Here is a 24246-nt window from a genome sequence, read left to right as displayed (position 1 = left end):
GTGTGGTGAGCAGACTCGGGATCGGTGTGGTCGGGTTGGTGCTGGTGGTGGTCGGCGGGCTCGCGGGGAGCGGGCCGGCCGCGGCCACCGGCGGGGGAACCGGAACGGCGGCAGCCACCGGCGGGGCGACCGGAACGGCCGCGGCCACCGGCGGGGGTGGCGGTGCCGCGACGACCGGGGTGGCCGCCGGCAGCGCCACGGCGGGTGACGCGTGCGTGGTCGATCCGGCGGTGCCGAAGCGGCAGTTCCGGGCCATGTGGATCTCGTCGGTGGTGAACATCGACTGGCCGAGCGCGGGCTCGCGTACCGCCCCCGACCGGATCGCCGCCCAGCAGGCCGAGTACCGGGGTTGGCTCGACCTCGCGCAGCGGCTGCACCACAACGCCGTGGTGGTGCAGGTCCGGCCGACCGCCGACGCGTTCTGGCCGTCGCCGTACGAGCCGTGGTCGGAGTACCTGACCGGGGTACGGGGGCAGGACCCGGGCTGGGATCCGCTGGCCTTCCTGGTCGCCGAGTCACACCTGCGGAACCTGGAGTTCCACGCCTGGTTCAACCCGTACCGGATCTCCATGCCGGCACCCGGGGGTGCGGGCGCCGACCCGGGGCAGCTCGCCCCGGGCCACCCGGCCCGGCAGCACCCGGAGTGGACCTTCGCCTACCCGCCGGCCGGCGTCGCCGGCAGCCGGCTCTACTACGACCCGGGCGTCCCGCAGGTCCGCGAGTTCGTCCAGACCGCGATGCTGGACGCGGTCCGCCGGTACGACCTCGACGGCGTGCACTTCGACGACTACTTCTACCCGTACCCGAGCGGCAGCTACCCGGTGCCCGACGACGCCACGTTCGCCGCGTACCACCGGGGGTTCACCGACCGGGCCGCCTGGCGGCGGGACAACATCGACCTGCTGATCCAGGAGATGGGCGGCCGGATCAAGGCGGTGAAGCCGTGGGTGAAGTTCGGGGTGAGCCCGTTCGGCATCTGGCGTAACGCCAGCGCCGACCCGGACGGCTCGGACACCACCGGCAGCCAGTCGTACGACATCATCTCGGCTGACACCCGCAGGTGGGTCAAGCAGGAGTGGATCGACTACATCGTGCCGCAGCTCTACTGGTACATCGGCCAGTATCCGGCCGCCGACTACGCCCGGCTGGTGCCCTGGTGGGCGCAGACGGTGCGCGGTACCCGGGTGCAGCTCTACATCGGCCAGGCGGACTACAAGAGCGGTGACCCGGCGTACGGCACGTACTGGATGAACCCGCAGGAACTGTCGGACCATCTGACGCTGAACCGGGCGTACCCGGAGGTGCTCGGCAACGTGCACTTCTCGGCCGTGCAGGTACGGGCCGACCGGCTGGGCGCGACGAGCCGCTACGCCGCCGCGCACTACTCCCGCCCGGCGCTGGTGCCGGCCATGACGCACCTACCGGCGAAGCCGCTGCCGCGCCCGGTGTTCACCCGCGCCGAGCGCACCACCGACGGGGTACGGCTGCACTGGCGGCAGCCGGCGGACGGGAAGGGCCCGCTCGCCGACGCCACCTCGTACGCGGTCTACCGCTTCGACGGGTCCGGCCCGGTCGACGGGTGCGGCCGGGCGGACGCCGCGCACCTGGTCGGCACGGTCCGGGCCACCCCGGGGCAGTCGCAGTCCTGGGTGGACGGCACCGCCGAGCCCGGCCGGGTGTACACCTACCAGGTGACCGCGCTGGACCGGTTGTGGAACGAGAGCGCCGCCTCGCCGGCCCGGGTGGTGCGCTGATCTGATCGACCTCGGACGCCCCGGGTGCCCACGCACCCGGGGCATTCGTCTGTTTCGACGCATGTCACCAATACGTCGCCTCCGCCACGCCCCACCGACCGGATATTGATCGAGACTGATCGAACTCCGGTGACCAGCCGGTGACGCACCGTACCGCCCATCCCGCGGAGGAAAACTTGTCCCGTCGTCTCGCCACCGCCCTCGCCGCCGGCACGTTCGCCCTGCTCAGCGTGCTCGGCGTCGGCTCACCCGCGTCCGCCGCGGTGAGCACCTCGCAGAAGCTCAGCGTGCTGAGCAGCTGGACCCAGACCAGCGCGAGCAGCTACAACGCCTGGAACGCCGGCCGCCTCAACCAGGCCGCCTGGGCCGACTACGGCTTCGACTGGTCCACCGACTACTGCTCGTCGAGCCCGGACAACCCGCTCGGCTTCACCTTCAACCTCTCCTGTTACCGGCACGACTTCGGCTACCGCAACCACAAGGCGATGGGGATCTTCTCGGCCAACAAGGCCCGCCTGGACAGCGCCTTCTACGAGGACCTGAAGCGGGTCTGCGCCACCTACAACTCCGTCGTCCGACCGGCCTGCACCAGCCTCGCCTGGACGTACTACCAGGCGGTCAGCATCTTCGGTTCGGTCGCCGCCGTCTCGCAGGCCGACCTCGACCGGGCCGCCCGGATGAAGGCCGACGCCGAGCGGGCCGCCGCCCGGCGCGGCTGACCGACGCCCGGCCCGTCGTGCCGTCCGGGCGACCCCGGACGGCACGACGGGTCAGGCCCACTCCTCCCGGCGGTCCGCCTCGCGGCGGCCGACCGGCCGGGGCGTCACCACGCCGGTCGCCCGGAACCGGATCGAGTCGGCCGCCATGTCCGGGTGCTCCACCGCGAACGCCAACGCCGCCGCCTCCTCCAGGCCCAGCTCACCACCCTCGCCGTACGCGGCGTCGAAGGCCGCGTCGCCGAGGATGCGTCGCAGCTCGGCCTGCTGCTGCAGCCAGTACGAGCCGTAGATGCCCGGGGTGCCGCGCAGCCGGGCCCGGGTGGCCTGGGCCGCGCCGAACAGCCGGGCCGCCGTCAACGGCTCCCCGCCCAACGCGCAGCGCACCGCCACCGCGTTCACCGTGTCGCAGGCCCGCCCGTGGTAGCCGTGCCCCATCCGGGCCCGCAACGCCACCAGCAGGTGCTCGTGCGCGGCCACCAGGTCACGCCGCGCCAGCGCCACCATGCCCAGCAGCATGTCCACCGAGCGGCGCCCGCGCTCCACCGGGCGGGCCGCCTCCACCGGTCGGGCCCGCCCCAGCAGCTCCGCCGCCTCGACCAGCGCGCCCCGCCGCCACAGCAGCTCGGCCAGGTGGTAGACGGCGAGCAACGCGTCCCCACCGACCTCCTGCTCGTTGGCCCAGTCGATGACCTCCCGGCAGACCCGCTCCGCCTCGGTGAACTGCCCCATGTCGACGAGCGGCACGGCCCGCCCGGCGAGCACCCGGGCCAGCAGCCCCGCGTCGCCGGCCTGCCGGGCCGCCGCCTCCGCGCGCTGCGAGAACCGCAGCTCCTCGGCGAACTCGCCGTCCGCGCCGGCGTGCAGCGAGTGCAGGTGGTACGCCGCCGCCAGCTCCGCCTCGGGGATCGCCTCGCCGGTCTCGGCGATCCGCCCGTACAGCCGGAACAGCCACAGCCGGGCCTCCCGGGACAGCCCGCGCTCCCGCCACCACTGGTCCAGCCCACCGGCCAGCAGCAGCCCGGCCCGGGCACTGCCCCCGGTGGCCGACCAGCGCAGCGCCGAGCGCAGCTCACCGGCGAGCGGGTCGACCGCGTACAGCGACAGGGTGACCGGGCGGCCGTCCGCCCCCAGGTGGGCCCGGTGCAGCGCGTGCTGCGCCCAGGCCACGTGCCGGTCCCGGGCGGCCTGCTCCTCGCCGGTCTCGACCAGCCTGCGCGCCGCGTACGCCCGGATCGGGTCGAGCATCCGGTAGGTGCTGCCCGAGGCGTGCGGCTCGGCCAGCACCATCGACTTGTCCACCAGCACCGACAGCGGGTCGAGCGGGTCGTCACCGATCAGCCACTCCACCGTGGCCAGGTCCACCGGCCCGGTGAAGACCGCCAACCAGTGCAGCAGCCGGGCCGCACGGGGCCCCAACGTCCGGTACGACCAGGTGACCGTGGCCTGCATGGTGAGGTGCCGTTCGGTCGCCGACCGCTGCACCGCCCGGTGCGCGGCGCTCGGCGGCGTCTGGCCCGAGGCCGCGGCGACCAGGTCCACGGTGTCCTGCTGGTTGCCCGCCCAACCCCGCTCGGGGGGTCGCTCCGGCACGCCCCGGCCGGCGTCGAGGGTGCCCAGCATGTCGTCCAGCCGGGCCGCCAACTGACCGGCGGAGAGCACCCGCAACCGGGCCGCGGCCAGCTCGATCGCCAACGGCAACCCGTCCAGCCGCTGCACCACCCGGCGCAGGTCGCCCGCCTCCGTCCACTCCGGCGGCCGGCCACCCCGAGCCGCCGCCGTACGGTCCAGCAGCAGCGCCACCGCGTCGCTCTCGGTACGCCCCGGCTGCGGGTCGACCGCCAGCGGCGGAATCCGCCACACCACCTCGCCGGGCAGGCCGAACGCCTCCCGACTGGTGGCCAGCACCCGCAGTCCGCTGCCTCCGGCGAGCAACCGGGAGATCACCTCGGCGCAGGCGGCCGGCTGGGCGTCACAGGTGTCGAGCACCACCAGCATCCGCCGGACGGCCGCGTACTCGACCAGGGTGTCCAGGATCGGGCGGCCCGGTTCCGGCCGGGCCCCGAGCACGGCGGCGATCGCGAACGCCACCAGCCCCGGGTCGGTGACCGTGGCGATGTCGACGAACCACACGCCGTCCGGGTACGCCTCCACCTGACCGGAGGCCACCTCGACGGCGAGCCGGGTCTTGCCGGCCCCACCCGCGCCGACCACCGTGACCAGCCGCTGGCGGCGGATCAGCAGATCCAGCTCCACCCGCTCGGTGTCCCGGCCGACGAACGAGGTGACCTGGGTGGGCAGGTTGTGCGCCAGCGCCTCGGCGGTGTTCGGGCGGGGGAACTGCCGTTCCAGCCCCGGCGCGACGAGCTGGAACAACCGTTCCCGGTCGTCGAAGCCCCGCAGCCGGTGCAGGCCCAGGTCGATCAGGGTCGCCCCGGCGGGCAGCGGGTGGGCCAGCCGCTCGGTCGACGCCGAGCAGAGCACCTGCCCGCCGTGCGCGGCGGCGGCCACCCGGGCGGCCCGGTGCACCTCGGGGCTGGCGTACTCGCCGTCGCGGGGTTCGGCGAAGCCGGTGTGCAGCCCCATCCGTACCCTCGGCGCGGCTTCCGGGTTGGGCCAGTCGTGGGTGGACAGCGCCCGCTGCGCGGTCAGGCAGGCGGTCAGCGCCGCCGACGCGTCCGGGAAGGCGAGGAAGAACGAGTCCCCCTCGGTCAGCAGCTCCGCGCCGTCGGTCTCGGCCAGGGTGTCACGCAGCAGCCGGCGGTGCTCCCAGAGCACCGGGCGGTAGTCGGGCCCGAGCAGTTGCGCCAACCTGGTGGAACCTTCGATGTCGGTGAAAACGAAGGTCACCCAACCGCTCGGGAGGTGCATCCGTGGCGACATGCGTGACCTCCACCCCTGACGTCGGGTTCATGCTGCCCTATGGTCGACCGGTCACGCATCGTGAGAACGGTCGGGCGATATCAGACCCAAGGGGTCACTGATCTCGGCGCACCGGTGCGTCGAACCGTTACATCGGCCGCTTCCGGCGCGGTCGCCAGCCGATCCGGTCAGGTCAACAGCCGCAGCCGCCGCCGCAACAGCCACCGCCGGCGGCGGGACCCGCCGGAGCGCCACCGGTGGCGGAGCCGCCCCCACGGCCGGTGACCGCCACGGTGGACAGCAGCTTGACCGTGTCGGCGTGCCCCTGGGGGCAGTCAGCCGGCGCACCGGCCTCGGCCATCGGTCGGTTGACCTCGAAGGTGTCGCCGCAGGCGCGGCAGCGGAACTCGTACCGGGGCATGGGCCCACCCTACGGCCGGACCTGACTCCCTGGCCGACATGGGTGATACTCAAACGGTGGTGAGCGGCGAAGATTCGACGGAACGGCTCCTGCGCGCAGCGACCCCACCCGAGGATGTGCCCCCCGCTCCACGACGCGGCTGGCTCCCCCGCCCCCGCCGTCCCCGCCACGACGCCCTCACCCCGGCGGCCGTCCCGGCCGGCGACGGCCCCGCCGCAGGTCCTCCGCCGGCCGCTGCTCCTGAGCCGGCCGCCGGTCCCGGGTCCGACGCTCCGGCCGCCCCGGGCGGCGGGACCGGGCCCGCCGAGCAGGCCGCCCCGGGCCAAGGGACCAAGCCCGCCGAGCCAGCCGCCGGACCTGTCGCGAAGACCGACGGGACCGCGAAGACCGACGACGGGGAGGCTTCCGAGCCGGCCGCGAAGACCGAAGCCGCGGAGAAGACCGGGCCGGCCGCGAAAGCCGAACCCGCGGAGAAGACCGAGCCGGCCGCGAAGAGCGACGGGACCGGGGAGAGCGACGGGACCGGGGAGAGCGGCACGGGCGGCAGCGCCGCGGCCGGGGCGAAGATCGGTCGGCGACGGCGGGTGCCGTTCGCGCACGCCGTCCGGCTGCCGCCGCCCCGGCAGGCGATGGGGGCCGCGACCCGGGCCACCCGGGCCTGGTCACGCCGCCCCAGCGGCCGGTTGACCCTCCCCGGCCTGTTCCTGTTCGCGCTGGTCGCGGCGACCGCCGCGGTCGGCGCGGTGGTGGTGCCGGGCGCGGTCCGGGCACCCCGACCGGTCGCCGTGGACGACAGCGCCAGCGCCGGCCCCGGGGTCCCGTCGGCCGGGGCGACCACCGGGGTGCCGGTGTTCCCGGGTACCGCCGCCCCCACCCTGCCGCTGGGCGGCTTTCCGTCGGCCGGGGCCGTGCCGAGCGGACCGGCCGTACCGCCCGCCGCCGGCCGGCCCGCCGACGCGCTGGGCGACTGGGCCCGGGTCGTGGGCAGCAAGGTGGGCGTCTCCCCGGTCGCCATGCAGGCGTACGGCTACGCCGAGCTGGTGCTCGCCCAGACGAACCGGAGCTGCCAGCTGAGCTGGACCACGCTGGCCGCGATCGGCTACGTGGAGTCCCGGCACGGGCAGGCCAACGGCGCGACCCTCGGGCCGGACGGCCGGGCCGTACCGGAGATCATCGGTGATCCGCTCGACGGCAAGGGCGGGCGGTCCCTGATCCGGGACACCGACGGGGGGCTGTTCGACCGGGACACCGTCTACGACCGGGCCATCGGGCCGATGCAGTTCATCCCGACCACCTGGCAGCAGGTCGGCGCGGACGCCGACAACGACGGCCGCAAGGACCCGCACGACCTGGACGACGCCGCCCTCGCCGCCGGTAACTACCTGTGCCAGGGCGGCCGGAACATGACCATCCCCGGTGACTGGTGGGGCGCCATCCTCTCCTACAACGACGTGCGCCGCTACGCGCAGGCCGTCTTCGACAAGGCCCAGGAGTACGGGAGCGCAAGCCGTACGTGAGGTGATCGTTCGCATACATTGCCGGACCGGACACTTCCCCCGAAGAGCCGTTGACGGCAAGCTAGACACGTGATGGTGCGCGAATGGGACCCCCGGACCGCGTCGTCCGCCGAGATCGGCTCCGTGCTGGACACGCTGAACGCGGTTCTCGCGGCCGACCTCCCGCAGGACCCGCCGTGGCGGGAGGATTCGCTGCGGGAGTACCTCTCCGAGGTGATGCCCGGCGAACGACGCATCTCCTGGGTGGCCCACGCCGATCCGCCGCCCGGTGGGGGTCCCGCCCCGATCATCGGGCACGTACACGTGCTGCTGCTCGGTGACATCGGCGTGCTGGAGGTGCTGGTGCACCCGGCGGTACGCCGCAGCGGGCTGGGCCGGGAACTGGTGCTGACCGCCGCCCGCCGGGTCTACCAGGAGGGCTTCCGGTCCATCGGCGTCGAGGTGGTCGGCGACACCCCGGCGATCGGGTTCTACTCGTCGCTGGGCTTCACCCGGGAGTACGTCGAGACCCGCAGCGTGCTCGACCTCGGCACGGTCGACTGGACGGCGCTGACCGAGATGGCCGCCGCCGTCGACCCGGGCTACCACCTGGAGTTCTACCCGGGCGGGCCGTCCGACGACCTGATCGAGGCGTACGCGCGGGCGAAGGCCGAGGTCCGCGACGTCGAGGACGGCGAACTGCGCCCCAGCTCGTACGATCCGCAGCGGCTGCGGGACAGCCTCGACACGCTGCACCGGAGGGGCATGAAGCCGTACATCGTGCTCGCCTTGCACGAGCGCACCGGCACGGTGGCCGGCCTGACCGAGGTGGTGGTGCCGGTCCAGCACCCCACCCGCGCCGACCAGTACGACACCATCGTGGTGCGTGACCACCAGGGCTACGGCATCGACCGGGCGATCAAGGCGCGGATGCTGCTGGAGCTGCGGTCCGCCGAGCCGGAGCTGACCGAGGTGCAGACCTGGAACGCCCAGGCCAACGAGGCGATGCTCAAGGTCAACGCCGAGCTGGGCTACCAGCCCGACCGGGACTGGTGCGAGTACAGCGTGGACGTCGCCGAGCTGGTGCACCGGCTCGACACCCACCGCTGAGCAGGGCGGCCGGCGGCGTCCGATCGGAGGCGCCGGGCGGCACTGTCGCGAATTCACCACATCGCCCCCGGGGGGATGGACGGCGGACAGCGGCGCACCTTAACGTGCGTTGGTTCCCGTCCACCCATCGTGGAGGCCCCATGCGCCTGCGCCGCAGATTCGCCGCGCTCGCCACCGTCGCCGTCGTCGCCGTACCGGTGCTCGGCGTCGCTCCCACCGCGGCCACCGCCGCGCCCACCGACCTGTTCATCTCCGAGTACGTCGAAGGCTCGTCCAACAACAAGGCGATCGAGCTGTACAACGGCACCGGCGCGGCGATCGACCTGACCGCCGGCGGCTACCAGCTCCAGCTCTATTTCAACGGGTCCACCACGGCCACCACGATCGCCCTCACCGGCACTGTCGCCGCCGGGGACGTCTTCGTCTTCGCCGCCGCGTCGGCCGGTCCGGCGATCCTCGCCCAGGCCGACCAGACCACCGGTGCCAGCCTGTTCAACGGGGACGACGCGATCGTGTTGCGTCGGGGTGCCGTCGTGCTCGACGCGATCGGGCAGGTGGGCGTCGACCCGGGCACCGAGTGGGGCAGCGGGCTGACCAGCACCGCCGACAACACGCTGCGCCGGCTGCCGTCGGTGTCCAGCGGGGACACCGACCCGTCCGACGCGTTCGACCCGGCCACCCAGTGGGCCGGCTACGCCACCGACACCTTCGACGGGTTGGGCGCGCACACCCTCGAGGGCGGCGGCCCGGTCGACCAGCCGGCCGTGCTGACCTGCGGCGGGACGCTGACCATCGAGGCCGGCGCGACGGGCACCCGGCAGGTCACCGGCACCGACCCGGACGACACGATCGTCGACCTGGCGGTCACCGCGGTCACCCCGGCCCCGGCGGGCGGTTCGATCAGCCGTACCGCGTTCACCCCGGCGACCGCGCCGGGTGGCACGGCGACCGCGACGGTCACCGCCACCGGCCTGCCCGCCGGCACGTACACGGTCACCGTGACCGCGACGGACGCCGACGGCGGCACCGCCACCTGCCCGCTCACCGTGCAGGCCAACGGGGTGCTGTCGGTGGGCCAGGTGCAGGGCCCGACCCGCGACGACGAGAACCCGCGCACCGACCGCTCGCCGCTCGCCCCGCCCTCCGGCACCGGCACCAGCCCGCTGCTGTACGACGTGCGGGGCGTGATCACCCAGAAGTCGCTGACCCGCACCTCGGCCGGCGCCGACCAGTACGGCTTCTACCTGCAGAGCCGCACCGGCACCGAGGACGGCGACCCGCTCAGCTCGGACGGGATCTTCGTCTTCATGGGCGCGTTCACCACGCTGATCGGTGGCTACGCGCCGACCGTCGGCGACGAGGTGGTGCTGCGCGGCCGGGTGTCGGAGTATTTCGACCAGACCCAGCTCTCCGGTGCCTCGCTGGTCCGCCGGCTCGACACCGGGCTCGACGTGAACACCGCCGTGACCGTGGACGACGCGGTCCCGCCGGCCGACGCGGCGGCGGCCGACCGGTTCTGGGAGCGGCACGAGGGGGCCCGGCTGCGGGTCCGCAGCGGCTCCGGCGTCACCGGCCCCCGGGACGTGTTCGGCTCCACCGCCGACTCCGAGGTGTGGGTGGTGGACCGGGCGGATCCGCTGCTGAAGCGGGCCGACCCGTACGCCCGCCGGGTGTTCCGGGACTCCCACCCGCTGGACGACGTGCCGGGGCAGCTCTTCGACAACGGCAACGGGCAGCGCATCCTGCTCGGCGGCGGCGGCGTGAAGGCCACCGCCGGTGATTCGACGGCGCTGCTCCCGCCGGCGCGTACCTTCGACACCCTCTCCGCCGACGCGTTCGGCGCGGTGTCGTACGGCTTCAGCAAGTTCAGCGTGCAGCCGGAGTCGCTGGCCCTGACCGCCGGGGTGGACCCGGCGGCGAACAACCCGCCGCGTCCGGCGGACCGGGCCCGGGAGGTCGCGGTGGCGACCTACAACGTGGAGAACCTGTACGACTTCCGCGACGACCCGTTCGACGGCTGCGACTTCACCGGCAACGCGGGCTGCCCGGGGGTGTCCCCGCCGTTCGACTACGTGCCGGCGGGCGAGGCCGACTACCGGGAGCACCTGTCCGAGCTGGCCGCGCAGATCCGCACCGACCTGCACGCCCCGGATCTGATCCTGGTGCAGGAGGCCGAGGACCAGGACATCTGCTCGGTCTCCGGCAGCAGCCTGGTCTGCGGCACCACCGACAACGCCGACGGCGCGCCGGACACCCTCCAGGACCTGGCGCTGGCGATCCGGGCCGCCGGTGGTCCCGCCTACACGGCGGCGTACGACCGCACCGGCGCGGACGCCCGGGGCATCACCTCGGCGTTCCTGTACCGCACCGACCGGTTGTCGCTGGCCGGGGCGAGCGCCACCGATCCGCTGCTGGGTTCCGCGCCCACGGTGCAGTACCGGTCGGCGGGGCTGGCGTCCAACGCGGACGTGCAGAACCCGAAGGCGCTCAACGCGGTGCTGCCGGCCGACACCGACACCTCGACCGGCAAGGACGGCAACAACGTCTTCACCCGGGCCCCGCAGCTCGGCAAGTTCGTGGTGAAGGCGACGCCCGGCGGGTCGGAGTCCTACCTGCTGTACGCGCTGAGCAACCACTACTCGTCGGGGCCGGACAGCCGGGTCGGGCAGCGCACCGAGCAGGCCGCGTACGGGGCCGCGATCGTCACCGCGATCGAGGCGGCCGACCCGGACGCCCGGGTGGTGTACGGCGGGGACCTGAACGTCTTCCCCCGCCCGGACGACCCGATCGCGACCGGCGCGAACCCGACCCCGTCGGACCAGCTCGGACCGCTCTACCGGGCCGGCCTGCGCAACCTCTGGGACGACCTGGTGGCCGACGTGCCGTCGGCGGCGTACTCGTACAGCTTCCAGGGGTCGGCGCAGACGTTGGACAACCTGTTCGTCAACGACGCGCTGCATGCCGACCTGGTGCAGATCCGGGCCGCGCACGTCAACGCGGACTGGCCGGCGGAGTTCACCGGGGACGGCACCCGGGGGGCCAGCGACCACGACCCGCAGGTGGCCCGGTTCCGCAGCCAGCCGTCGCTGCGGGTGGCCGACGCCACCGTGGTGGAGGGTGACCGGGGCACCAGCACGATGACGTTCCAGGTCACCGTGTCCCGCCCGCTGTCCCAGCCGACCACGCTCTGCGCCGCCACGGTGGGGCTGACGGCGACGGTCGTGCTGGACTTCGAGCCGTACGTCGGCTGCCGGACCCTGCCCGCCGGGCAGACCTCGCTGGCGTTCCCGGTGACCGTGCGTGGTGACCGCAAGCGGGAGGCGGACGAGAAGATCGCGTTCGCGGTGGCCGGTCCGCTGAACCTGCGGTTCGCCGACCTGCTGGCGACCGGCACCATCACCGACGACGACTGAGCGTTCCGCACCTCCGACGGCCCGTCGGTCCGGCTTCCCGCCGGTCCGGCGGGCCGTCATCGTTGCGGGCGCACCACCCGGGGCGGCGGTGGCACGTTGCGGTACTTCGCCACCCGCACCTCCCACTGGCTCCGGCGGCGCATCGCGTCCCGGAAGGCCCGGTTGCGGTAGAACGTCTCGGGTGGCCGGGCGAGCCCGTATACGTCCGCCCACCACTCACCCGGTTCCGGGTCGAGGATGGTGTCCAGGTGTGACGGGTAGCGGCGGCCGGCACCGTCGCGGATGTCGTCGCGGTCCCGCATCGGGGTGAGCACCCGACCGAACTCGTCGACCACGGCCAGCCGGAAACCGGCCGCCGCGATGATCCGGCGCAGCAGGGCGATGCTCGGGGTGAGCGCGCCCGCCTCGATCCGCCCCACCGTGCCGTGGTGCACCCCCGCCCAGCGCGCCAGTTCCCGTTGACTCGCGTCGGCACGCCGCCGGACCGCCCGCACGATCCCGGCAGCCGGCCACGGCAGGTCGTACGGCGTGCTGAGGAAGGTCGGCGGCTCCTCCCCTTCCTCGTCCGGAGCGGGCGGGGAGGTCGCACCCCGGGCGGGCGGGTCTGCGGAAGCCGGACCGGTGCCCGGCGTGGGGCGGGCGGTGGGTTCGGGTGGCAGCGCGGGGTCGGTCATGTCGCCACCGTCGCGCCCGGCCGGACCACGCCGCAACCCCGCCGTCGTCGGCTGTGGACAACGCCGCGAACTGTGGAAAACCCCACCCTTCGCGAACTCCATCCGATCACACCGGGTCACTTCGCCGCCTTCTCGCCGCAATTACTGCGAGTAGTGCCGGCTCGAACGGCGTCATCACCGTCAAGATCCATCGAAACACCCTGAACAGCCAGAACATCCACCCCCTCTCCACCCCCACCCACTGCCCCGCCGAAGCTTTGCTCTGCTGCCTCATCCGCGACAGGCACCCACGGTGAGTGTCGCGTAGATGGCAGCAGAGCAAAGTGTGCGAACGAGGGTAGGGGGAGGAGAGCCATAAAGTGCGGAGAGTAATCAAAGCGGTCGCCCGCCGAGCGGGCGGTTGCCGCCGATTCAGGCAAGCCTCGCCGCAACCCCACTCGCCGACGCGGGTCCGGGGGCCGGGCCAAGGGCCAGGGCACGACCGGGGCAGGGTCTGGACCTGGGTTGAGGCGGGAGCGGGGCCGGGAGGTCACGGCGACCGGGGCTAGGGCCAGGAGCGGGACCGGGGGCGGGCCCGAATGCCGAATGCCGGGGACCGGGGTCAGGAGCCAGGGCGGGGGCAGGGCTGGGAACGGGACCCGGGAACGGCGACGGGACGGTCCGGGTGACGCGGACGAGGGTGGGCCACGGCGCTCGCGGCACGCAGCCCGCCCCCGCGATCAGTAGCGCTGGCGCAGCAACTCGGCGGCCTCGACCGCCCAGTAGGTGAGGATGACCTGCGCGCCGGCCCGCCGGATCGAGGTGAGCGTCTCCAGCATCACCCGCTCGCGGTCGATCCAGCCGTTCGCGGCGGCCGCCTCGACCATCGCGTACTCGCCGGAGACCTGGTAGGCGGCGACCGGGACGTCCACGGCGGCCCGGACCGCCGCCACCACGTCGAGGTAGGGCAGGGCCGGCTTCACCATCACCAGGTCGGCACCCTCGGCCACGTCCAGCTCGACCTCGCGCAGGGACTCCCGCAGGTTCGCCGGGTCCTGCTGGTAGGTGCGCCGGTCGCCGTCGAGCGCCGACTCGACGGCGTCGCGGAACGGGCCGTAGAAGGCGGAGGCGTACTTCGCCGCGTACGCCAGCACCGCCACGTCGGCGTGGCCGGCGGCGTCGAGGGCCCGGCGGACCACGCCCACCTGCCCATCCATCATCCCGGACGGGCCGACCATGCCGACCCCGGCGTCCGCCTGCGCCACCGCCATCTCGGCGTACGCGGCCAGGGTCGCGTCGTTGTCCACCCCGCCCTCGGGGGTGAGCAGTCCGCAGTGCCCGTGCGAGGTGAACTCGTCGAGACACAGGTCACTCATCACCACGGTGGCGTCGCCGACCTCGGCCACCACGTCGCGGATGGCGACGTTGAGGATGCCGGCCGGGTCGATGCCGCCGGAGCCGGTCGGGTCGCGCCGTTCGGGCACCCCGAACAGCATGATCCCGCCGACCCCGGCCTGGACCGCCTCCACGGCCGCCTTGCGCAGCGAGTCCCGGGAGTGCTGGAGCACCCCCGGCAGCGACGCGATGGCCCGTGGCTCGGTCAGCCCCTCCTTGACGAACATCGGCACGACCAGTTCGGCCGGGTCGACGCGGGTCTCGGAGACCAGCCGCCGCACGGCCGCGTTGCGACGCAGCCGGCGGGGCCGGATCTCGGGGTACGGCATGAGGGGCCTCCCAGTACGGCTAGCGGAACCTGAGCGCGGTGGGCCCCTGCACCTTCGAACCCCGACGCTGCTTCGCCGGCATGGCGGCGAGCTTCTCCCGCAGTTCGACGGCGTAGGCGGCGAGCGCCTCGACCAGGTCGGGCACCGAGGCGTGCGGCGGCTGCACGTCGACCCGCAGGCCGAACTCCGTCGCGGTCTCCGCCGTCTTGGGCCCGATGACGGCAACCACGGTACGCGCGTGCGGCTTCCCGGCGATACCGACGAGGTTACGCACCGTGGAGGAGGACGTGAAGAGCACCGCGTCGAACCCGCCCGACTTGATCGCGTCGCGGATCTCGGCGGGCGGCGGGGCGGCCCGGACCGTCCGGTACGCGGTCACGTCGTCGACCTCCCAGCCGCGCTCGGTGAGCCCGGCGGCGAGCGTCTCGGTGGCGATGTCGGCGCGGGGCAGCAGCACCCGGCCGACCGGGTCGAGGATCTCGTCGTGCGGGGAGAACTCGGCCAGCAGCCCCTCGGAGGACTGCTCCCCGTCGGGCACCAGCTCCGGCTGGATGCCGAAGGCGCGCACCGCGTCGGCGGTGGCCTCACCGATGCAGGCGATCTTGACGCCGCCGAAGTGCCGGGCGTCGAGACCGTGCTCGGCGAACTTCTCCCAGACCGCCCGGACCGCGTTGACCGAGGTGAAGATCACCCAGGCGTACCGGCCGTCGACCAGCCCCTTGACCGCCCGCTCCATCTGCGCCGGGGTACGCGGCGGCTCCACCGCGATGGTCGGCACCTCGCACGGGATCGCCCCGTACGCGCGCAGCCGGGCGCTCATCGCCCCGGCCTGCTCCTTGGTCCGGGGGACGAGCACCTTCCAGCCGTACAGCGGGCGGTTCTCCCACCAGCTCAGCCGGTCCCGCTGGCCGACGCCCTCGCCGACGGTGAGCACCACCCGGCCGGTGAAGCCCAGCGCCGCCGCGACGAACGAGTCCACGCTCGACGTGGTGGTGTACTGCGTCTCGCCGGTGCCGTCGCCGGTCACCCCGACCCCGGTGCTGCCGTCCACCCCGGCGGCCAGCAGACCGTCCCGCACGGCGGCCAGGTCACCGGCGTCGACCGCCAGGGCCAGCGAACCCCGGGCGACGGCCGCGGCGAGCGCGTCGAAGTCCAGCGCGCTGACGTCCTCGACGTCGGCGGCGGTGCGTACCCCGGGCAGCGGCACCCCGGCGTAGGTGGCGACGCCCTCGGCCTGGCCGACGCCCGGCACCACCTCGAAGTGCGCGGCGGTACGCGCGACCGCCTGCACCTCCTTGACCACCGAGTCGTGGCCGAACGGGTCACCGGCGACCAGGTGCACCGCGTTGAGCCCGGAGCGGGCCGCGCTGATGAGCATCTTCGCCACGTCGCCCGGCACGCCCTCGGCGGGGCTGAACTGGGCGTCGGACCGGGCCTGGGCCCGGACCACGTCGAGCAGCGTCTCGGGGACTCCCCGGTCGTACACCACCTGGTCGGCGTCGACCAGGGCGTCGTGGGCCCGGCGGGTCAGCAGGCCCGGGTCACCGGGTCCGGCGCCGACGAACGCGATGCGGCCGACGGGCTTACGGGTGCGGGTCATTCTGTGCTCCCAAATTGCTGGGTCCCCGGGCCGGTGCTTCCTTCGTGGCCGAGGATCGAGTCGGCGCCGAGTTCGAGGAGTTCGGCGGCGAGTGCCTTGCCGATCTCCGCCGCGTCGGCGGGCGTTCCGGTGCGGGACAGCCGGATGTCTCGCGAACCGTCCGGGCTGATCACCGCCCCGCGCAGGTAGATCTCATCACCGGCGTCGCCTTCGGCGAGTTCGGCGTAGGCGGCGACCGGGGCGGAGCACCCGGCCTCCAGGGTGGCCAGCAACGCGCGTTCCGCGACGACCGCGGCCCGCGACGGTGCGTGGTCGAGCACGGCGAGCAGCTCGACCAGGTCGGAGTCGTCGGCCCGGCACTCCACGGCCAGCGCGCCCTGGGCGGGCGCGGGCAGCATCAGCATCGGGTCGAGCGTTTCGGTGATCACGTCGGTCCGGCCGAGCCGGGCCAGCCCGGCCCGCGCCACGACGACGGCGTCGAGGTCGGCGTCCGGGCCGAGCACCCGGGCGAGCCGGCTGTCGACGTTGCCCCGGATCGGGGTGACCTCCAGGTGCAGGCCGAGGGCGTGTAACTGGGCGATACGGCGCAGCGCGCCGGTGCCGACCACGGCCCCCGCCGGCAGCTCGGCGAGGGTACGCCCACCCGTGGCGACCAGCGCGTCGCGCGGGTCCTGCCGGGGTGGCACGGCCGCGACGTGCAGCCCGCTCGCCCCGGCGGTGGGCAGGTCCTTGTACGAGTGCACGGCCAGGTCGATGGTGCCGGCGGTCAACGCGTCGCGCAGCGCCGAGACGAAGACGCCGACGCCGAGGCGCTGCACCGGCGCGGACGACCGGTCCCCGGCGGTGACCACCTCGACCAGCTCGACGGCGCGGCCGGTCGCCGCGGTGATCACCGCGGCGACGTGGCCGGACTGGGCCATCGCCAGGGCGCTGCCCCGGGTGCCGAGGCGCAGGGGGGTACTCATCGCTCACCTCCGGTGGGCGGCTGGTCGGTGTCGGTCGCCGGCACGTCGGCCACCCCGAACGAACCACGGCCGTCGACGGTCTGGACCACGTCGGGCACCGCGTCGACCCCGGAGGTCTGCGGCACCTCCAGGTCGAACAGTTCGCGCAGCAGCGCGGCGTACTGGTCACCGCCCGGTTCGGCGGCGAGCTGGCGGACCTTGACGGTGGGCTGGTGCAGCAGCCGTTGCACCACCCGGTGCACCGTGCGGGCCACCTCGGCGCGCTGGTCGTCGCTGAAGTCCGGGCGACGCTGGGCGAGCCGGCGCAGTTCGGCCGTCACCACGTCGTCGGCGCGTCCGCGCAGGGCGGCCACGGTGGGCGCCACGTCGGCCCCGCGCAGCCAGCTCAGGAAGGCCTCGACCTCGGCGGTGACGATCCGGCCCACCTCGGCGGCGTCGGCTGCGGCCGGGCCGTCGGCGAGCAGTGCGGCCATCCGGTCGATGTCGATCACCTCGACGCCGGGCAGCCCGGCCACCTCGGGTGCGACGTCGCGGGGCACGGCGAGGTCGAGCAGGACCAGCGGCCCCCGGTCGGGGTCGCGGCGGTCGAGCGCCCGGGTCACCACGTCGACGGTGAGGACCGGTTCGGTGGCCGCGGTGGCGGCCACTACGATGTCCACTGTGGAGAGCGCGGGGACGAGTCCGGCGATCGGGACGGCGTTCGCCCCGTACGACTCGGCCAGCCGGACGGCCCGGTCGGCCCCCCGGTTGATGACGGTGAGCGGCCCGGCGGCCCGGCGGGACAGCGTCGCCAGGCTCAGCGCGCCCATCGCGCCGGCCCCGACCACCAGGGCCGGCCGGCCGGCGAGGTCGCCGTCGAGCAGTTCGGCGGTGAGGTCCAGGGCGGCCGTGACGACGCTCTGCCCGGCCCGGTCGATGCCGGTCTCGGCGTGGGCCCGCTTGCCGACCCGCAGCGCCTGCTGCATCAGCTCGTGCAGCAGCCGTCCGGCGGTGTCCGCGCCGGAGGCCCAGTGGTAGGCGTCGCGGAGCTGGCCGAGGATCTGCGCCTCGCCGACCACCATGGAGTCCAGCCCGGCGGCGACCCGGAACACGTGGTCGACGGCGGCCGAGTCGTAGTGCACGTAGAGGTGGCTGGCGAAGGCGGCGGGCGGCGCGCCGGCCTGCTCGGCGAGAACGGCGCAGACGTCGCCGAGACCGCCGTGGAAACCGGACACGGCGGCGTACACCTCCACCCGGTTGCAGGTGGAGACGAGCACCGCCTCGGCGACGTACGGCTGGGCGACCAGGCGGTCCAGGGTGCGGGTGAGGTCGGCGGGGGCGACGGCAAGCTGCTCCAGCGTGGCCACGGGAGCGGTGCGGTAGGACGCGCCGACGACGAGCAGCTTCACGTGCCGATCGCCTCCTGGGTGTCGGGGGTCGCGAGCCCGCCGGGCAGGGCGGTGAGGGCGGAGCCGCCGGCGGCGGGCAGCGCGGTCAACGACGCCTTGCGGTGCTCGTGGAAGGACAGGATCTGAAGCTCGATGGCGAGATCGACCTTGCGCACGTCGACCCCGTCCGGCACCGAGAGTACGCACGGCGCGAAGTTGAGGATGCTCGTGACGCCGACGGCGACCAGCTGCTCGGCCACCGCCTGGGCGGCCGGCGCGGGGGTGGCGATCACGCCGATCGAGATCGCCTCCTCGGCGGCGACCCGGGGCAGCTCGTCGACGTGCCGGACGACCAGCCCGTTGATCATCTCGCCGACCCGCGACGCGTCGGCGTCGAACAGGGCGGCGATCCGGAAACCCCGGCTGGCGAAGCCGTCGTAGCCGGCCAGGGCGTGACCGAGATTACCCACCCCGACCAGGGCGACCGCCCGGCGCTGGGTGAGCCCGAGCACGAACTCGATCTGGTCGATCAACAGGGCGACGTCGTAGCCGACCCCCCGGGTGCCGTACGAGCCGAGGTGGGAGAGGTCCTTGCGGAGCTTGGCCGAGTTGACCCCTGCCGCCCCGGCCAGGCCCTCGCTGGAGACCGTCTCGTGGCCGGCGTCGGCGAGGTTGTGCAGGGCGCGAAGATACTCGGGGAGCCGCGCGACGGTCGCCTCCGGGAGGTCCGGGAGCGCCGGTACGGCACCGGCGCGGCCGGGCGCGCCAGGGTGACGGTGCTGACTCATGAGACTCCGTGCGGTGCGATCCTCGGCCGGCTCCGGTGCCCGCCCGTTGGGGGACCCCCGCCGGTGGCCGGGCGAGCCGGCCGTGCTAGCAGGGCGCGTCGAAACTACAGAGTAGGCGCTTGTGAAGACGTGCACAAATCGCGATCTTGCTGAATCGCGGCCCCCCTGCACCTGCTCCCCCATCTCACAAGATCGATCGGGCACGCCAGCGGTGCCGCCGCGCGATTATTGCGCAATCCCGACTTCTCTCACCAATCGCGCTTGCTCGATGACCCAGCGTGATCCGCGCCACCCTAGAGCTGGGGGGTGGTCAGGTCGCGCAGCAACCGCTCCTCCTCCACCCGCCAGTAGCCGTGCTCTTTGCCGTCGAGCAGCACCACCGGCAGCCGGTCGCCGTACTCGCGCTCCAACTCCACGTCGCCGGTGACGTCCTTCTCCACCCACCGGTCCCCGGTGACCGCCACCACCCGCTCCAGCGCGGCCTTGGCGTCGTCGCACAGGTGGCAACCGGGGCGGGTGATCAGGGCGAGCCGGGCGGCAGTGGACATCGGGACCTCCGGGTGAGGGCGGCCGGACTCGGCCGCGACGGGGATGCGCGCGGTGGACGGACCGCCGCGCACCGGTGCCTGATGCCCGGCGGCGGGCCGGGCACGCCCGCCCAGTCTCGCCCGTCCCCGGGTGCGGCACACCCGGGACGCCCGAGCCGGTCGCGCGGTGGCTGAGTCTGGCACGCCGTCGACCGCCCGACCAGGCCCACACACCGAACCGTCACGCAGCGTCGACCGGGACCACCCGAACGGGGCCGACACGACCACCCCCGGGGCGGTGCCGGACGGGCCCGTGGGCCCCGTCGCCGGACCGGCGGGGCGGGGTGCCGGTGACCCTCCACGACCCCCCTGGGCTGCAATTTCCATCAAGGAACAAGTCGCGACGTGAAAGTCAACCGACCACGACGGACAACCGGTCCGCCAGGGGTCGGCGGGCCGGGCAAATACTTTGGCCCTGTGTAACGGACTTGGCACACGCGGGTGACGTTGGCCCTATCATCACTCGGGTCGGCTCACCCCATTTGCCGTGAGTCGACACCCCTCAGCCCGAGGAGGCCCCCGTGCCTGTGCGCGCATTGGACCAGCACCTCAAGGGGATCTGCCGCGCGTCGGCACCCCCCCACACGGCCCTGCCCGTCCGGGGCAGACCCGGCACGGCGGCCGCCCGCCGCCGTCCGGTCACGGTCGTGACCCGCTGCGGGGAGGCCCGGTGACCGCCTTCGGCTACCCGGATCATCCCACCGGACTGACCGGGCCGACGCCCCGGGCGTCGGTCAACGAACGGCTCGACCCGGCCCGCCCGGAGGCGACGCCCCGCCGGCCGCACCAGCGTCCGCACCCCAACGAGGCGGCCCCCCGGCCCGCCGCCCCCGGCGGCAACGCCACGCCGGCCGGCCGGGTGACCTCCCACTCCCGGCCCCCCATGCCGACGCAGACCCGACGGGTCGGCGAGCCGCCCGCCACCACCGATCCCGCCGGCGGGGAGACCACCGTGATACCGGTGGTGCCGGCCGACGACACCGCCGTCATCCCGGCCGTACCCGCCGACGACACCGCCCTGATCCCGGCCGTACCCGGGGGGCAGCCGACGGTCCCGGCCGCCGGACCGCCCGCCACCGCGACGCCGCCCGCCGGCACCTCCCCCACCGGCTTCCCGAGCCGCCCCGACCCGTCCGACCCGGCCACCGAGGTCTGGACGCTGGTGGAGCGGGCCCAGGCCGGCGAGGCCGAGGCGTTCGGCCTCATCTACGACCGGTACGTCGACACCGTCTTCCGGTTCGTCTACTTCCGGGTCGGCAACCGGCAGCTGGCCGAGGACCTCACCTCGGACACCTTCCTGCGCGCCCTCAAGCGGATCGGCAGCTTCACCTGGCAGGGCCGCGACCTCGGAGCCTGGCTGGTCACCATCGCCCGCAACCTGGTCGCCGACCACTTCAAGTCCGGCCGCTACCGGCTGGAGGTGACCACCGGCGACGTGCTCGACGCCGACCGGGAGGACCGGGGGCCGGAGGGCAGCCCCGAAGCGGCGGTGGTCGAACACATCACCAACGTCGCCCTGCTCACCGCCGTCACCCGGCTCAACCCGGAGCAGCAGGAGTGCATCGTGCTCCGCTTCCTCCAGGGCCTCTCGGTGGCCGAGACCGCCCGCGCGATGGGCAAGAACGAGGGAGCGATCAAGGCGTTGCAGTACCGAGCGGTCCGCGCGTTGGCCCGTCTACTTCCGGACGGTTTCCAGCCCTGACCTGCCGCGACGATCACTCTTCGTGATTTCACTCCCGACCGTCCCGTAACCGGGGCCCGGCACGGAGCGTTTCTCCGGGTGCGGCCGGTGGTTGTCCGGCGCACCCCGGACCCGTCCCGGTCCGGAGCAGCGCCGCCGACCACGACCCTGGTACGACGGTGCACGCCGCCGCCGGTCGCGTGGACCACCGCGGCCGACCGGCCGTGACCAGCGAGAGGGGGTGCCTGCGGTGGACAGCGACCTTTTCTCCCGTCGTCGGGCCGTACGCTTCGCCCAGCTTCTCGACGAGGCCAACGGCGGCCGACGCCACCACGTCCGGTCCCGCGCCGACGACCAGCTCACCAGGCTCGTGGCGGTCGGGCAGCGACTCGTCGCCGAACGACCCGACATCCGGGTGGACGTCGAGTTCCGAGCCGGCCTGCGGGCCATGCTGGTGGCCGCCGCCGAACGCGAGCACGCCACCGACCCGGTCACCGACGGCACGTCGCAGGCCACCGGCCGGGGCTCCCTGTTGGGCGGGGCGACCGCCCGACGGGCCCGCGCCCGGGGCGCGATCCTGGTCGGCATCGCGGCCGGGGCGGTCGCCGTCTCCGGCATCTCGGCCGCCAGCGAGAACGCGGTACCGGGCGACGCCCTGTACGGCATGAAGCGCTCCACCGAACGCGCCCAGCTCGCCCTGGCCAGCTCGGACGTCAGCCGGGGGCAACTCTTCCTCGACTTCGCCCGGACCCGGCTCGACGAGGCGGCCACGCTCCGCGACGACGCGACCGGGTTCGGCGCGGTGCTCGACGACATGGACGCCGACACCCGCCAGGGCGTACGGCTGCTCACCGGCGGTGCCGTGCAGCACGGCGATCCGGCGGCGCTGGACGCGGTGAACACCTTCGTCAGCGGGCAGCGCCGGGCGGTCGGCGGCCTGCTCGACGGGGCCGGCTCCGCCGAACGGGAACGCACCAGGCAGTCCCTCGCCCTGCTCGACGCCATCCGCCGGCGCTCCGACGCGCTGCGTACCGCGCTCGCCTGCGCGCTGCCCGCCCCGGTCGGCAGCGACGCCCTCGGCCCGGTGCCCGGCACCTGCCCGACCGACCGCTGACCGGCGACGGAGCCGCACGCCACACTTCCCGTGCCGGCCGGCCGGCCACGGTCCGCGCCCGGACTAGGCTCGATCATGAAGGGTCGCTCGTCGGAGGGGAGGCGCCATGGCCGGCACCCGAAGGGTCACGGTCAGCACCGACGCCCACGGACACACCACCGGATGGGCGGACGCGACGGCCGTCGGGTCCACCCCGACCGACCCCCGTGCCGCCGCGTTCTTCGACGTCGACAACACGATGATGCGCGGCGCGTCGATCTACTGGTTCGCCCGGGGGCTCGCCGCCCGCCGCTACTTCACCACCGGCGACCTGGCCCGGTTCGCCTGGCAGCAGGCCCGGTACCGGGTGCTGGCCACCGAGCACGCCGGCGACATGTCACAGGCCCGGGAGGCCGCCCTCGCCTTCGTCGAGGGCTGGCGGGTCGGTGACGTCGAACGGCTCGCCGAGGAGATCTTCGACGAGTTGATGGCGCCCCGGATCTGGGCCGGCACCCGTCGGCTCGCCCAGCGGCACCTCGACGCCGGGCAGCGGGTCTGGCTGGTCAGCGCCGCGCCGGTGGAGATCGGCCGGGTGATCGCCGCCCGACTCGGCCTGACCGGCGCGATCGGCACCGTCGCCGAGGTGGTCGACGGGGCGTACACCGGTCGGCTGGTGGGCGAGCTGATGCACGGGCCGGCCAAGGCCGAGGCGGTCACCCAGCTCGCCACGGTCGAAGGGCTCGACCTTCCCCGCTGCACCGCCTACAGCGACTCCAGCAACGACCTGCCGATGCTCACCACCGTGGGACGCGCGGTGGCGGTCAACCCGGACGGCGCGTTGCTGCGGGTGGCCCGGGAACGGGGCTGGGAGGTGCGGGACTTCCGCACCGGTCGCCGGGCCGCGCGGATCGCCGTACCGTCGACGGCCGCGCTCGGATTGCTGGCCGGCGCGGTCTCCGCCGGTCGGGCACTGCACCGACGCCGCCGCCCGGCCTGACCCGGGCCACCGCGTCGCCCGGGCTCCGGGGAGCGGTCAGGGTCCGAACGGGTCGGGGCGGCGTTCCAGGAGCTGGTGCAGGGTCTGCTGGATGGTCTCCCGGACCTGGTCGGCGAGGTTGAACACGACCAGCGGGTCGTCGGCCGAGTCGGTCAGGTGCGCGGTCGGGATCGGCGGGCAGAACTCGATCAGCCACTTGCTCGGCAGCGGCACCATGCCCAGCGGCCCCAGCAACGGGAACGTCGGGGTGACCGGGAAGTAGGGCAGCTTGAGCAGCCGGGCCAGCGGCTTGATGTCGGCGAGCATCGGATAGATCTCCTCGCCGCCGACGATGGCGACCGGGACGATCGGGGTGCCGGTGCGCAACGCCGCCGAGACGAAACCACCCCGACCGAAGCGTTGCAGCTTGTAGCGGTCGGAGTAGAGCTTGCCGATGCCCTTGAACCCCTCCGGGAAGACGCCCACCAGCTCGCCGTTGCCGAGCAGCCGCTCGGCGTCCGGGTTGCAGGCGACCGTACCGCCGGTCTTGCGGGCCAACTCGGAGACGACGGGCATCCGGAAGACCAGGTCCGCGCCGAGCAGCCGCAGGTAGCGGTGGGCGGGATGCTGGTCGTGCAGGGCCGCGGAGAGGATCAGCGCGTCCAGGGCCACCGTGCCGGAGTGGTTGCCGACCACCAGGCCGGCGCCGTCTGCGGGTACGTGTTCCAGGCCGGTGACCTCGGTACGGAACCAGTCGCGGTAGAGCAGCCGCAGCAGCGGGTGGAAGACCGTCCCGGTCAGCTCCGGGTCGAAGCCGAACTCGTCCACCTCGTACTGGCCGGACAGGCGGCGGCGCAGGAACGCCAGCCCGGAGGCGACCCGACGGTCCCACTGGTCACCGGGCCGCTCCACCCCCGGCGAGCGCCCACCCGCCGGACCGGAGCCGGCCGGATCGGAGGCGGCCGGGGTGGGACGGGGCGTCGCGGGGACGGTCGGGTCGGGGCCCGAGCCGTTGCGCGAGGCAAGGGCGGGTGGCGTGG

At 74.1% G+C, this 24246-nt stretch carries 17 protein-coding genes and 1 pseudogene; 8 read left to right on the top strand and 10 right to left on the bottom strand.

The window, feature by feature from the left end:
* Positions 1–254: 254 nt before the first annotated feature.
* Together ACN265_RS01860 and ACN265_RS01855 are read left to right on the top strand one after the other, a co-directional pair.
* A complete protein-coding gene (locus ACN265_RS01860; RefSeq protein WP_421411317.1) occupies positions 255–1754 on the top strand; it encodes a glycoside hydrolase family 10 protein in 1500 nt (499 codons plus the stop codon).
* Positions 1755–1930: 176 nt separating this feature from the next.
* Positions 1931–2473 carry a phospholipase gene (locus tag ACN265_RS01855; protein ID WP_357926206.1) on the top strand — a complete coding sequence of 181 codons (543 nt, stop codon included), beginning with the start codon at positions 1931–1933 and terminating at the stop codon, positions 2471–2473.
* 51 nt (positions 2474–2524) lie between these two features.
* On the opposite strand, the gene ACN265_RS01850 is transcribed toward ACN265_RS01855, so the two are convergent.
* Both ACN265_RS01850 and ACN265_RS01845 read right to left on the bottom strand, forming a co-directional pair.
* Positions 2525–5353, bottom strand: coding sequence for an ATP-binding protein (locus ACN265_RS01850; RefSeq protein ID WP_420117664.1), 2829 nt, complete (start codon positions 5351–5353; stop codon positions 2525–2527).
* A gap of 172 nt (positions 5354–5525) precedes the next feature.
* Positions 5526–5753, bottom strand: a complete 228-nt coding sequence (locus tag ACN265_RS01845; protein WP_204924783.1) for an FmdB family zinc ribbon protein — start codon at positions 5751–5753, stop codon at positions 5526–5528.
* Between the two features lie 59 nt (positions 5754–5812).
* Here ACN265_RS01845 and ACN265_RS01840 point away from each other — a divergent pair, with 59 nt between their 5' ends.
* From ACN265_RS01840 to ACN265_RS01830, 3 genes are all read left to right on the top strand, one after another.
* Positions 5813–7270: a lytic murein transglycosylase gene (locus ACN265_RS01840; protein WP_421405822.1), complete on the top strand. Its 1458-nt coding sequence runs from the start codon at positions 5813–5815 to the stop codon at positions 7268–7270.
* Between the two features lie 72 nt (positions 7271–7342).
* Positions 7343–8359: a GNAT family N-acetyltransferase gene (locus ACN265_RS01835; RefSeq protein WP_204925013.1), complete on the top strand. Its 1017-nt coding sequence runs from the start codon at positions 7343–7345 to the stop codon at positions 8357–8359.
* 140 nt (positions 8360–8499) lie between these two features.
* The gene (locus ACN265_RS01830; RefSeq protein ID WP_421405821.1) at positions 8500–11772 is read left to right on the top strand and encodes a lamin tail domain-containing protein; all 3273 of its coding nucleotides are present in this window, start codon (positions 8500–8502) and stop codon (positions 11770–11772) included.
* A gap of 56 nt (positions 11773–11828) precedes the next feature.
* Here ACN265_RS01830 and ACN265_RS01825 read toward each other — a convergent pair whose 3' ends face one another.
* The 7 genes from ACN265_RS01825 to ACN265_RS01795 all read right to left on the bottom strand — a co-directional run bounded on the left by ACN265_RS01825 (position 11829) and on the right by ACN265_RS01795 (position 19417).
* Positions 11829–12446, bottom strand: coding sequence for a helix-turn-helix transcriptional regulator (locus tag ACN265_RS01825; protein ID WP_421405819.1), 618 nt, complete (start codon positions 12444–12446; stop codon positions 11829–11831).
* A gap of 719 nt (positions 12447–13165) precedes the next feature.
* Complete coding sequence (gene hemB / locus ACN265_RS01820; RefSeq protein ID WP_377682266.1) at positions 13166–14149, bottom strand: porphobilinogen synthase; 984 nt, start codon at positions 14147–14149, stop codon at positions 13166–13168.
* Between the two features lie 19 nt (positions 14150–14168).
* Positions 14169–15749: a uroporphyrinogen-III synthase gene (locus tag ACN265_RS01815; RefSeq protein WP_420118537.1), complete on the bottom strand. Its 1581-nt coding sequence runs from the start codon at positions 15747–15749 to the stop codon at positions 14169–14171.
* A complete protein-coding gene (hemC, locus tag ACN265_RS01810; RefSeq protein WP_421405818.1) occupies positions 15746–16714 on the bottom strand; it encodes a hydroxymethylbilane synthase in 969 nt (322 codons plus the stop codon). Before hemC ends, ACN265_RS01815 begins: the two co-directional genes overlap by 4 nt.
* Complete coding sequence (locus ACN265_RS01805; RefSeq protein ID WP_420118538.1) at positions 16711–18102, bottom strand: glutamyl-tRNA reductase; 1392 nt, start codon at positions 18100–18102, stop codon at positions 16711–16713. Before ACN265_RS01805 ends, hemC begins: the two co-directional genes overlap by 4 nt.
* Complete coding sequence (locus ACN265_RS01800; RefSeq protein WP_145921832.1) at positions 18099–18869, bottom strand: redox-sensing transcriptional repressor Rex; 771 nt, start codon at positions 18867–18869, stop codon at positions 18099–18101. The genes ACN265_RS01805 and ACN265_RS01800 overlap by 4 nt, the downstream gene beginning before the upstream one ends.
* A 293-nt stretch (positions 18870–19162) precedes the next feature.
* Positions 19163–19417 carry a glutaredoxin family protein gene (locus ACN265_RS01795; protein WP_204924775.1) on the bottom strand — a complete coding sequence of 85 codons (255 nt, stop codon included), beginning with the start codon at positions 19415–19417 and terminating at the stop codon, positions 19163–19165.
* An 895-nt stretch (positions 19418–20312) separates the two neighbouring features.
* Between ACN265_RS01795 and ACN265_RS01790 the strand changes: the two are divergent.
* From ACN265_RS01790 to ACN265_RS01780, 3 genes and pseudogenes are all read left to right on the top strand, one after another.
* Positions 20313–21158 (top strand): annotated as a pseudogene (locus ACN265_RS01790) (ECF subfamily RNA polymerase sigma factor, BldN family); the annotation flags it as partial.
* 229 nt (positions 21159–21387) lie between these two features.
* Positions 21388–22251, top strand: a complete 864-nt coding sequence (locus tag ACN265_RS01785; RefSeq protein WP_420118541.1) for a DUF5667 domain-containing protein — start codon at positions 21388–21390, stop codon at positions 22249–22251.
* A 106-nt stretch (positions 22252–22357) separates the two neighbouring features.
* Positions 22358–23227 carry an HAD family hydrolase gene (locus ACN265_RS01780; RefSeq protein ID WP_421405817.1) on the top strand — a complete coding sequence of 290 codons (870 nt, stop codon included), beginning with the start codon at positions 22358–22360 and terminating at the stop codon, positions 23225–23227.
* A gap of 36 nt (positions 23228–23263) precedes the next feature.
* Here ACN265_RS01780 and ACN265_RS01775 read toward each other — a convergent pair whose 3' ends face one another.
* The gene (locus ACN265_RS01775; protein ID WP_204925012.1) at positions 23264–24118 is read right to left on the bottom strand and encodes a lysophospholipid acyltransferase family protein; all 855 of its coding nucleotides are present in this window, start codon (positions 24116–24118) and stop codon (positions 23264–23266) included.
* Between the last annotated feature and the right edge of the window lie 128 nt (positions 24119–24246).

This window comes from Micromonospora sp. WMMD730 (genome assembly GCF_049178955.1).
Classification (GTDB): Bacteria; Actinomycetota; Actinomycetes; order Mycobacteriales; family Micromonosporaceae; genus Micromonospora; species Micromonospora wenchangensis.
The sequence above is the reverse complement of the archived record's forward strand: the minus strand, read 5'-3'. Positions and strand labels throughout refer to the sequence as shown.